This is a genomic window from Streptomyces sp. NPDC033136 (assembly GCF_055578235.1).
The window spans coordinates 87,489-99,648 of record NZ_JBVIPD010000014.1 but is presented as its reverse complement, the minus strand read 5'-3'; the positions used below and the strand labels follow the sequence as shown (position 1 = coordinate 99,648).

The following is a 12,160-nucleotide window of genomic DNA, read 5'->3' as shown; positions in this document are numbered from 1 at the left end:
GAGCACCCTCGGAAACTGTGTAGACTTACCGTCGTTGCTGATCGCACCATGGTGCGGACAGCGCGCCGCCTTAGCTCAGATGGCCAGAGCAACGCACTCGTAATGCGTAGGTCTCGGGTTCGAATCCCGAAGGCGGCTCCATGGTGAACCCCAGGTCGGGCCTCTGACCTGGGGTTTTTCTTTTGATTGACCTTGGAATTCGGGTGGATCGGACGCTTGCGGTCTGTGCATCGCATGCGTAGGTCACGGGTTCGCTCCTTGTTGTCGCTGGACCGCGGCAGGGCTCTGACCAGCAGGTTTGTGGTATTTAGCCCTTCGGTTGCCTATGCAGGCAAGCGCTCCGGTGGACAGTCGGTGGACAAGCGTGCATGGCGGCTAGTCAGAAACGCCTCGCCGGCCCCCTGGGGAGTCGAGGGTTTCGGGGGCCTTGGGAATGGTGGTCGGCGGCGTAGGGCTTGTGCTGTTCCGACAGGCGAGGGGAAACCCTGGCTGTCGAGGGGCGGCGTCACTGGTGAGGTTCCCGCCGTAGCGTCGCCCACGGACGGACCCCCATCCGTGGGAGGTCGGCAGGTGGGCCGGAGTGGGGCGGAGGGGGCAGAGTTGGTGGCGGACGAGGCGGTGGCACAGCGCCTGCTGGGTCGGCTGGTGCCCGACGGTGACTCGCTCGTCGCGCTCTCGGCGGCCGAGGTCGAAAGACCGGCGGGTACGGGCGGCTCGACGGTGGAGGTGTACTCGTCCTCGTCGACGTCGTCCTGCAGGCCGGATAGAGGGGGCGCAGGTCGCCCGCGGCGAGTTCGGTCTCGAACTCGGTGGGCTGGCACATGGTGAGGAGGTGTCGCTGCCAGGCGACGGCGACGTCGGTGTGGTCGGACCGGGATGGCAAGGCGAAGGCAGGCTCGAGCGCCGCAGCGAGTCGATGCGCCGGGTGCTCACCGACCACCCCTTGTTCGAGGAGGACTCACTGTCCGCCGAGAACGTCACGACGGTGTCGAGGCCCCTCGTGCCCGCCCGTACGAACCTCAACGGGCGGTGGCCCAGGAGCTGGCGGAGAGCGAGTTGTGGGAGTCGATCAGGCAGTGCCCGTTGGTCGTGCGCGGCTGGAGTGACCGGAATCAATCGGCCTGGACCGAACTTGTGTGCGCGAGTTAGGTTCCTGCCGACCATAAAAGTTTCATATGTTTTTCATGATGCGGGGGAACTGAAGATGATGACGCGTGCGCGTATGCGTGGCGTCGGGGGAACCATCGCGATCGCTGTGAGTTCCGTTCTCGCGGTCGGGCTGCTGCCTGCCACCGCGACGGCGTCGACCGCGGCAGGGCCGAACACGCCGGAGACGCAGGCCCGTTCCGATGTCGAGAAGGCGCCGCTTTCCGAGGAGGAGGCACGGGCGCAGGCCGAACGAACCGGCCGGAGTGTGGAGATCACCTCACTGCGCGGTGAGAGTCACGACGTGTTCGTGACCCCCGAGGGGGCCTTGGAGACGCGGGAGTACCTGCGTCCTGTCCGGGCCCGGGTCGGCGGTGAGTGGAAGGCCATCGACACGGATCTGACGCGGACCGGCCACGGCGCGGTCGTGCCCAAGGTGACCACGGTCGGCCTGGAGTTCTCCGGCGGCGGGACCGATGTGCCGCTGGTGCGGATGAACAAGGCGGGCCGAGAGCTGGCGTTGTCCTGGCCAGGCGCGTTGCCCGTGCCCGAATTGGACGGTGGCACGGCGATGTACCGGAACGTCCTGCCGGATGTCGATCTGCGCATGGGAGCGCAGGAGGACGGGTTCACCCAGCTACTCGTGGTCAACTCGGCCGAGGCGGCGGCGAGTCCGGCGCTGGCCGAGCTGCGGCTGAAGCTGGCCGCCGACGGTATGAAGGTGAAGGAGACTGCGGGCGGTGGCCTGGCGGCGGTCGACGAGGGCGCCGGGAACGCGGTGTTCGAGGCGCCCAAGCCGTTGATGTGGGACTCTGGCGACGGCAGTGCCGGTGGCGGTGCCGACAAGGATGACCCCACGGATGACGCCAAGGACGCCGACAAGGGGGACGCTCCTCAGCTCCTGCGGACCGCCGCCCTGTCGGCCGAGGCCGAGCCTGCTCCGGACGACGCCACCGACAGTGAACCCGGCCCCACCGAGTCCGCCAAGCTCGCCCCCGTCGCCGTGGATCTCCCGGCCGGTGGCCGCGAGTTGGTCCTCAAGCCGGACCAGGACGTGCTGAAGGGCAAGGACACCGAGTACCCGGTGTTCATCGATCCGCAGTGGTACTCGCCGCGTGCCTCAGCTTGGACGATGGCGTCGAAGTACTGGGCGTCGTCGCCGCAGTGGAAGTTCAACGGCAAGTCGAACGCCGGCCTTGGCTACTGCGGCTGGGCCTACTGCAAGCCGTACGACACCAAGCGGCTCTTCTACCGCGTCCCGACCTCGAAGTTCGCGGGCAAGACGATCCTGTCGGCGGAGTTCGTGGTGCGCAATGTGCACTCGGCGTCCTGCTCAGCGCGCGGGGTGCAGCTGTGGCGGACGAAGGGCATCTCGTCGTCGACGACCTGGAACTCGCAGAACGCGTCCGGGTTCTGGGTCAAGAAGCTGGCGACCAAGTCGTTCGCGTACGGCTACACGGGCTGCGCCGCGAAGGACGCCGAGTTCAACGTGAAGTCTGCGGTCCAGCAGGCCGCGAACGGCAAATGGTCGTCGATGACGTTCGGGCTGCGGGCCACCAGTGAGCGCGACCGGTACGGCTGGAAGCGGTTCTCGAACAAGGCGTTCCTGCGCGTGAAGTACAACCGCGCGCCGCGGCAGGTGAAGATGTCGCAGCTCGCCATGGAGTACGGCGGCACCTGCAAGAAGCCCGGGAGCGCGGCCCGGGTGCGCACGCTGGGCAAGATCTACGCGAACAACATCACCGACCCGGACGGCGACAACATCGCGGTCCAGTTCCAGGCGAAGTGGGACTCCGGTGACGGCAGGGGCCTGATCGCTCGCTGGAAGCCGGCCCGGACGTCGTACAAGAAGTCCGGTTCGAGCTTCTCCATCGTCCTGCCGAAGTCGATCACGCCGAACAAGCAGGTCCACTGGTACGTCCGGTCGTACGACGGGGCGCAGTACTCGCCGTGGTCGTACGCCGGGGATCCGACGGGCTGCTACTTCGTCTACGACACCAGCGTGCCCAAGGCCCCTGCGATCTCCTCGGGCCAGTACCCGGCGTCGGATCCGGAGGACCCGGAAGACCCGTGGTATGACGGGGTGGGCCAGTACGGCACCTTCTCCTTGGACTCCTCCTCGACGGACGTGGTCCGCTACCGCTACGGGTTCAACACCGACCCGTCCGCGTCCCGCCAGATCTCCACGAGCGGCGGCGCGGCCAGGTCCGTACGGCTGCTGCCGGCGAAGCCGGGGCTGAACTTCGTCACCGCGCAGGCGTTCGACCGGGCGGGCAATAGCTCCGAGATCCGCACCTACCAGTTCCGGATCAAGGCCGGCCAGCCGGAGCGGGCGGCCTGGCGCCTCGACGAGGCCGCCGGTGCCACCACGGCTGCCGGCGAGACGACCCCGCGGACCGTGCGGCTGCACGGCGGGGCCACCCTCGGCGCCGAGGGGAGGAAAGGCACCGGCCTGCACTTCGACGGCGCGTCCGGCTACGCCGACTCCGACCTCACCGTCGTGGACACCTCGGACAGCTTCTCCGTCGCGGCCTGGGCCCGGCTCGACCGCATGCCGGGTACGGCGGCGATCATCGCCGCCCAGCCGGGCAACGACTCGCCGGGCTTCGAGCTGTACTACTCCCAGTACTACGACCGCTGGGTGTTCAACCAGTACACCTCCGACAAGCCCGGGGCCTCCATCGCCCGGGCCATGTCCGCCACCCCTGGTGGCGCCAAGGCGGGCGAGTGGACCCACCTGGTTGGTGCGTACGACGCCACGGCCAAGCAGTTGCTGCTGTACGTGAACGGCAAGCTCGCCGGCTCCACCGCGTACTCCACCGCATGGGAGGCCCGCCGGGGTCTGCAACTGGGCGCCGGTATCTACAGCGGGGCGCACAAGTCCTTCTTCCCCGGCACGATCGACGATGTGCGGATTTTCGACCGCGCGGTCACCACCGCCGAGGCCGGACGGCTGCACCAGGGCCAGGACCTCACCAGCGGGCGCCCGGCGCGTGCCGTCTTCCCGTTGGACGAGGAGGCCACCGCCACCGAGGTCGCCGGAACGGCGGCCGAGCAGCCGCTGACCCTCCACGGCGGTGCGACGAGCGGGGCGAGCGGTGTCGCGGGCGCGGCCCTGACGCTGGACGGGAAGAGCGGCTACGCCGCCACCGGCCGCCCGGTGCTCAACACGGCCCGCTCGTACACGGTGTCGGCCTGGGCGAAGCTGCCCGCCGGGGAGACCACCGGCAACCGCACCGTGCTCAGCCAGAGCGGCACCTATTACAGCCCGTTCTATCTGTCGTACGAGGCGGGGAAGAAGACCTGGTCCCTGCGCACCTCGCTGGCGGATGTCCAGGCGGGCAACATCAGCGAGCAACGCGTGGCGGCCAAGCAGCCCGCCCGGCCCGGTGAGTGGGCCCATCTGGTGGCCGTCCACGACGCCACCGCCCACCAGATCCGGCTGTACGTCAACGGGCAGTTGCAGGGCACCGACGCCGCCCCGAAGACGTGGCAGGCCCAGGGCCCCGTGCAGGTCGGCCGCACCATCTGGACGGGCAAGTACGTCGACTACTTCCCCGGCAGCATCGACGAGGTCCGCCTCTTCGACCGGCCGGTCGCCGATGACGAGGTCCGCCAGTTGTTCCAGCAACGGCCCCTTGTCAAGAGCCGCTGGAACTTCGAGGAGACCACCGGGACCGGCGCGGTCACCACGCCGAACGCCGTCTCCGGCGGCAGCGCGCTCACACTGAACGGCGGCGCGACGAAGTCCGACTCGGCCTTCATCGACTACGGCGGCCTGGAACTCGACGGCGTCCGCGGCTACGCGGCCACCACGTCCGTCCCGGTGGACACCAGCGCCAGCTACACCGTCACCGCCTGGGCCCAGGCCGCCGCGTTGCCCAAGAGCGGGGTCTCGCTGGTGAGCGCCGAGGGCTCCGGGCAGAGCGCCTTCAACGTCGGCTTCGTACCGGACACTGCCGATCCGGAGGGCCTCGGCCACTGGGCACTGACGGTGCGGAGCAAGGACGGCACGGACGCGACCGTCGTACGTGTCACCAACAGCGAGTTCTCCGACGCGCGGGACTGGAACCACCTGGCCGTCGTCTACGACGGCTTCGCCAAGCAGGCCCGCCTCTACGTCAACGGCACGCTCCAGGTGGTCTCCTGCGGCGACACCGACGGCGACAGGGAAGCCGACGAGGACGCGTGCGCGGACCAGGTCTCCTGGGCGGAGAACACGCTGGCCTTCAAGGCGACCAAGTCCCTGCAGATCGGCCGCGCCAAGACCGACGGGGCCTGGGGCGGGTACTTCCCCGGCCTGGTCGACGACGTCTGGACCTTCCAGGGCGCGCTGAACGACGAGCAGGTCGAGAAGCTGGCCACCACCTGGTTCGACCTCTCGACCGAGGTACCGGGCATCGGCTGACCCCCGACGTCCGCTCCCTTTCCTTTCCGCCGGCCCGCCCCTCCGGGGGCGTGGCCGGCCCGGATCCCCCACGAGGATTTCAATCACCTATGTCTGGAACATCCAGATCGCGACTGCATACGGCAGTCCGACGCAGGGTGGCGCTGGCCCTGTCCGCCGTCATGGTGGGCACGGTGCTGCAGACCGCCGCCGCATCAGCAACCCCCGCCGCCGGGCGTGACCTGCCCGGCCTTCCCTCGGCCGAGCAGCCGGTCAAGGGCAAGGACACCCGCACGGGCGAGCCCCGCACCGCCACCAAGGGGCCCCGCACGCCTCAGGGCAAGCCGAAGGCTGCCTGGCCGAAGGAGGGCGCGGAGCTGGTCAGCGTGACCGGAGCCGCCATGCCCCGAACGGCCACCAACGGACAACGCTCCGCACGGTTCACCACAGCCACCCGGACCAGTACCAGTACCAGTACCAGTACCAGTACCAGTACCAGTGCCAGTACCAGTACCAGTTCCAGTTCCAGTTCCAGTTCCAGTGCCCAAGGCACTGCCAGCGCCCGCGTTTTGGGCCGCACCGCAGCAGAGCGGGCCGGTGTGAACGGTGTGGTCTTCACCCTTGAAGCCGACGGCCGGCCCGGTAAGGCCGACGCCTCCCTCGACTACTCCTCCTTCGCCGAGGCGTTCGGCGGTGGCTACGGATCCCGGCTCACGCTGGTCGAGCTGCCCGCGTGCGCCCTGGACAAGCCTGACAAGGCGGAGTGCCGTCCCACGACCCCCGTGGCGACGGTCAACGACACCGAGAAGCAGACGCTGACCGCGTCGAAGGTGGCCCTGCGCTCGTCCGGCCCGACGGTCCTCGCGGCCGTCGCCGCCGCCGAGGAGACCGCCGGGAAGGGCGACTACACCGCCACCAAGCTGTCCCCCTCCGCGACCTGGGACACCAACCTCAACACGGGCGACTTCACCTGGTCGTACGACATCCCGGTGCCCGACGTCCCCGGCGGGCTGACTCCGGACCTCGGTCTGTCGTACAACTCCGGCCAGATCGACGGCCAGACCGGCACCACCAACAACCAGTCCTCCTGGGCCGGTGACGGATTCGACCTGTGGTCCGGCTTCATCGAGCGCCGCTACAAGCCGTGCTACGACGACGGCGTCAAGAACGCCGACGGCGACAAGCCCGGCGACCTGTGCTGGGGCTACGACAACGCGTTCATCACCTTCAACGGCAAGGGCGGCGAACTCGTCCCCGTCGGCGGCGACGAGTTCAGGTTCAAGCAGGACGACGGCAGCCGCATCAAGCGTCTGCGCTCCACCAACCGGGGCAACGGCGACAACAACGGCGAGTACTGGCGCCTGACCGACCCGGACGGCGTGCGCTACTACTTCGGCTACAACCGGCTGCCAGGCTGGAAGGACGGCAAGGAGACCACCGACTCCACCTGGACGGTCCCGGTCTTCGGCGACGACTCCGGCGAACCCTGCCACAAGTCGTCCTTCGCGGACTCTTGGTGCCGGCAGGCGTGGCGCTGGAACCTCGACTACGTCGTCGACACCCACGGCAACGCGGTCGCCTACTACTACGACCAGGAGAAGAACTCCTACGGCCGCAACCTCAAGGCCAAGGACAACACCCGCTATGTGCGCGGCGGTTCCCTGGACCGCATCGAGTACGGCCTGAAGTCGTCGTCGATGTACGGCAGCAAGCCGCTCGCCAAGGTCGACTTCACGACCTCCGAGCGCTGCCTGCCCGACGGGAAGACGACCTGCAAGGACATCGGCAAGGACGCCTTCTACTGGTACGACACGCCCTGGGACCTCAACTGCGAGGTCGGCAAGGACTGCGACCAGGGACGGCTGTCCCCGGTGTTCTTCACCCGCAAGCGGCTGACCGGCATCACCGCCGAGGTCCTCAAGGGCACCGCCTACGCCAAGGTCGACTCCTGGAAATTGGGCCACCGCTGGGGCAAGGCCGACACCGACTACCAGCTGCTGCTGGACTCCGTCCAGCACACAGGGCACACCGCGACCCCGGCGATCACCCTGCCGAAGACCACCTTCGGCTACACCCAGCTGCCCAACCGCCTCGACAGGACCGGTGACGGCTACGCGCCGTTCATCAAGTCCCGGCTGTCCACCGTCGCCGACGAGTACGGCGGCCAGGTCGACATCAACTACTCGGCGCCCGCCTGCTCCTTCAACGCGCTGCCGACGCCGGAGAAGAACACCACGCGCTGCTACCCGCAGTTCATCGGCGGTGACTCGGACGACGCGCCGGAGCGGCAGTGGTTCAACAAGTACGTCGTCACCTCCACCACCAAGACCGACCGCACCGGCGGCGCCCCGGACGGTGTGACGCGGTACGAGTACCTGGGCGGCGCGGCCTGGCACTTCGACGATGACGACGGCCTGACCAGGCAGAAGCACAAGACGTGGTCGCAGTGGCGCGGCTACGGCCACGTCCGGGTCAAGTCCGGCGGCCAGGGCGGCGCCTCCGCTCTGAAGACGCAGCAGGACACCTACTTCCTGCGCGGCATGGACGGCGACCGCGAGTCCGCCAAGGGCGGCACCAAGAAGGTGTCCGTCTCCCTCGGCAGCGGTGAGGGCGACCCGATCACCGACCACGCGTCTGCGGCCGGCTTCGCCTACAAGACCGTCACCTACTCGGGTGTCGGCGGCAAGGTCCTGTCGAAGACCGTCACCCGGCCCTGGCACCACCAGACCGCCAAGAAGGTCCGCGACTGGGGCACCGTCACCGCCAACCTCACCGGCACCGCCCGCACCGCGTCCTGGACCTCCCTGGACGGCGGCGCCGGCACCAAGTGGGCCACGACGGCGACGGAGTCGACGTTCGACACCGTGGCCGGACGGGTCACCCGGGTCGACGACCTCGGCGACACCACCACCACGGCCGACGACCGGTGCACCCGCACCACCTACGCCCCCGGCTCCATCCTCACCCTTGTCGCCCGGGAGGAGACCGTCCTCGGCGCCTGCGCCCGCACCCCGGACCGCGCCAAGGACGTCGTCTCCGACGTCCGCACCGCCTACGACGGCGGCGAGTACGGCGACGCCGCGACCAAGGGCGACGCCACCGCGTCCGCGACGCTGAAGAGCCACGACGGCACCACGGCCACCTACCTGGAGTCCAAGGCAACCTTCGACTCCTACGGCCGGCGCCTGACCACCACCGACCTGACCGCGAACGTCACAGTGACCGGCAGCACGGGCAAACCCGTCCACACGGCCCGCACCGACGGCCGCACGACGACCACCGCCTACAGCCCCGCCGGCGGATTCCCCGCCAAGGTCACCGAGACGACCCCGCCCGCGAAGCCGGGCGTGGCGTCGACGGCGCAGTCCACGGTGACCGAGTTCGAGGCGCTGCGCGGCCGGCCGTCCGCGCAGGTCGACCCCAACCGCAAGCGCGCCGAGTTCACCTACGACGCGCTCGGCCGCTCGCACAAGATCTGGCTCCCCGACCGGCGCACCAGCCAGACCCCGAACTACGAGTTCACGTACTTCATCGACGAGAACAAGCCGGCCGCGATCCGCACCCAGACCCTCGACAACAACGGCGGACAGCGCGCCTCGTACGTCCTCTACGACGGTTTCCTGCGCGAGCGCCAGACCCAGTCGCCGGGCCCGGAGGGCGGCCGGATCCTCACGGACGTCTTCTACGACGAACGCGGTCTGACCGGGCGGACGTTCGCGCCGTACTTCAACGACGAGGCCGCACCCAAGCGCGACCTGTTCAAGCCGGCCGACGCACTCAGCGTGGAGACCCAGACCTGGCACACCTACGACGGGCTCGGCCGGGAGACGGAGACCTGGGACGTCGCCGGCAACGGTGACGGCGGCACCGTCCTCGGCAATACCCAGACCCTCTACGGCGGCGACCGCACCACCGTCATCCCGCCGGAGGGCTCCACCGCCACCACTGCGATCGCCAACCCACGCGGCCAGGTCACCGAGCTGCGCCAGCACCACACCCGCAGCGCCGACGCCGCCTACGACACCACCAAGTACGCGTACACCCTGAAGGGAGAGCTGGAGAAGGTCACCGACCCGGCCGGCAACACCTGGGGCTACGGCTACGACCAGCGCGGCCGTGAGACCCGGGTGGAGGACCCCGACCGGGGCACCACGGTCCGCACCTACGACGACCGCGGCCTGCTCACCACCACCAAGGACGCCCGCGGCACCGTCCTCGCCCACCGCTACGACGGCCTCGACCGCCAGACGGAGCTGCGCGAGGGCTCCGGGACGGGCACACTGCGCGCCAAATGGACGTACGACACCGTCAGCGGCGCCAAGGGCCTCCTCGCCGAGGCCACGCGCTACGTCGATGGCGCCGCGTACACCTCGAAGGTCACCCAGTACGACCGTCTGTACCGGCCGGCGCGCACGGCGGTGGTCGTCCCCGAGCGGGAGGGCGCCCTCGCGGGCACCTACCAGACGGGCACCGCCTACCTGCCCTCCGGGCTGGTCAGGGGCGTGAGCTACTCCGCGGCCGGCTCGCTGCCGGGCGGCGGCCACTCGTACACCTACGAGCCGGACACCCTGCGGCCCGTCTCCCTGCTGGGTGACGGTTTCAAGTCGGAGACCAACTACTCCAAGACGGGCAAACCGCTCCAGTACAAGATGTACGGCACCGCTGCCGGGGCCAAGCCGGTCCAGGTCACCAACACCTACGAGTGGGGCACCCAGCGCCTCGAAACCTCACGGGTGGACCGGCAGGACGTGAACGGCGTCGACCGGCACAACACCTACCGCTACGACCAGTCGGGCAACATCCTGTCCGTCTCGGACGTCTCCCGCTCCGGCACCGACACCCAGTGCTTCGGCTACGACTACCTGCAGCGGCTGACCGAGGCATGGACGCAGGGCGACAAGACCTGCGCCACCGCCCCGTCCGGTGGCGCGGTGGGCGGCCCGGCCCCGTACTGGCAGTCCTACACCTACGACAAGACCGGCAACCGTCTCAACGAGACCCTGCACGACCCGTCCGGTGACAGTGGCAAGGACACCGAGCGGACGTACGCCTATCCGACGCCGGGCAGCGCCCACCCGCACGGCCTCACGTCGGTCACCACGCGCCGCCCCGACGGCACCACCTCCAAGGAGTCCTACGGCTACGACGCGACCGGCAACACCACGACCCGCGGCGGCCAGAAACTGGACTGGGACGCCGAAGGCCATCTGGCCAAGGTCACCGAGGCCGGGAAGGTCACCGAGTACGTCTACGGCGCCGACGGCAGCCGGCTGATCGGCCGCACCGGCTCGACGACCACGCTCTACCTCGGCCACAGCGAACTCACCCTCACCAAGGGGGCCGACAAGGCGAAGGCGACCCGCTACACCCCGCTCGGCGGCGGCCACCAGGCCGTCAAGTCCGACAACGGGGCCATCGCCTTCACCCTCGCCGACCACCAGGGCACCGGCCAGCTCGCGGTCGACGCCGCCACCCAGCAGCTGACCCAGCGCCGCACGCTGCCCTTCGGCGGCCTCCGGGGCACGCCGCCCACCGCGTGGGTCGGCACCCGAGGCTTCGTCGGCGGCACCGACGACACCTCCGACACCGGGTTCGGCCACCTCGGTGCCCGTGAGTACGACTCCACGACGGGCCGCTTCCTCAGCGTCGACCCGGTCATGGACCTCACGGACCCGCAGCAGCTCAACGGCTACGCCTACGCGGAGAACTCGCCGGTCACCTTCAGTGACAGCACCGGTCAGTGGAAGTGGTGGGACAACACCGTCAAGAAGGCCAAGCAGGTCGGGTCCGGCATCAAGAACGGCGTCGTCGACGGCTACTACGACCTCGCCGAGAGCGTCTACACGGTCACCGACACCTTCGGCTGGACCAGCGGCAACGCCCAGAAGATCAAGAACGACCGCGCGGGCAAGGGCCTGGTCAGCGTCTACCAGACCATCCGCGGGCCGGACCAGAGCGGCGCCTGGTACAAGACCTCGTACTGGATCGGGAAGTTCCTGACGCCGTTCATCCCGGGTGCCGCCGGCGTCGGCGGCGGCGCCAAGGCGGCGTCGAAGCCCGGCACCGTCGTGAACGTGGTCAAGGGCGCGCTCGGGAAACTGTTCTCGGGCGCAGCGAAGAAGTCGGCGCCGCCGAAGGCGGCACCGCCGAGGATCGTCCCCCGACCCGATGTCAGCACCCGTGGCGTCGGCGGCAAGAGCGCACCCGCCCTGGAGGTCCAGAAGGCCCCCGCGGGCTGGACCCACGCCAGCCGGATGGAGGACGCGTCGTCCCAGGTCGCCGACTTCGCCATCAAAAACTTCACGAAGAAGAAGAGGCACAAGACCTATGCCGGTGGCTACAACATCGAGACGGGCGACATAGCCCTGGCTCAGTCGGGCGGGTGCAAACCCGGACCCAGCTACTGTGCCGAGGGCAATGTCGTACGCGCGCTGGGCGGTGACCCCACGAAGGTACGGTTCACCATCGCGTACACCGTGGTGACCGAGGCCGACAAGAGCACCGTCGCCGTCGTGAAGCCCGTGTGCGTGGAATGTCAGTTGGACTATCCGTCTCCGTTCCAGTTTGAATCGGGCGCCGTGCCGGAAAAGGGCGGCATCTGGGAGAAGCAGCACTTCTGAGGGGAGT

Annotated in this window: 3 protein-coding genes and 1 tRNA gene; 3 read left to right on the top strand and 1 reads right to left on the bottom strand. The window is 69.1% G+C overall.

Annotated features, from left to right (window positions below; all coding sequences use genetic code 11):
• Positions 1 to 64: 64 nt before the first annotated feature.
• Together ACZ5TL_RS24770 and ACZ5TL_RS24765 are read left to right on the top strand one after the other, a co-directional pair.
• Positions 65 to 141 (top strand) — tRNA-Thr (locus ACZ5TL_RS24770).
• A gap of 1,063 nt (positions 142 to 1,204) precedes the next feature.
• Positions 1,205 to 5,554 (top strand): LamG-like jellyroll fold domain-containing protein, encoded by a 4,350-nt coding sequence (locus ACZ5TL_RS24765; protein ID WP_468592427.1) that lies wholly within the window; start codon positions 1,205 to 1,207, stop codon positions 5,552 to 5,554.
• A gap of 313 nt (positions 5,555 to 5,867) precedes the next feature.
• On the opposite strand, the gene ACZ5TL_RS24760 is transcribed toward ACZ5TL_RS24765, so the two are convergent.
• Positions 5,868 to 6,152 (bottom strand): hypothetical protein, encoded by a 285-nt coding sequence (locus ACZ5TL_RS24760; RefSeq protein ID WP_468592426.1) that lies wholly within the window; start codon positions 6,150 to 6,152, stop codon positions 5,868 to 5,870.
• Between ACZ5TL_RS24760 and ACZ5TL_RS24755 the strand changes: the two genes are divergently transcribed.
• Positions 6,142 to 12,153 (top strand): RHS repeat-associated core domain-containing protein, encoded by a 6,012-nt coding sequence (locus tag ACZ5TL_RS24755; protein WP_468592424.1) that lies wholly within the window; start codon positions 6,142 to 6,144, stop codon positions 12,151 to 12,153. The two genes, ACZ5TL_RS24760 and ACZ5TL_RS24755, sit on opposite strands and share 11 nt — an antisense overlap.
• The last annotated feature ends 7 nt before the right edge of the window (positions 12,154 to 12,160 follow it).

What these genes read in the sequence shown, in the direction of transcription:
- ACZ5TL_RS24765 (WP_468592427.1), top strand. Translation starts at nt 1,205, where the DNA reads ATGATGACGCGTGCGCGTATGCGTGGCGTCGGGGGAACCATCGCGATC.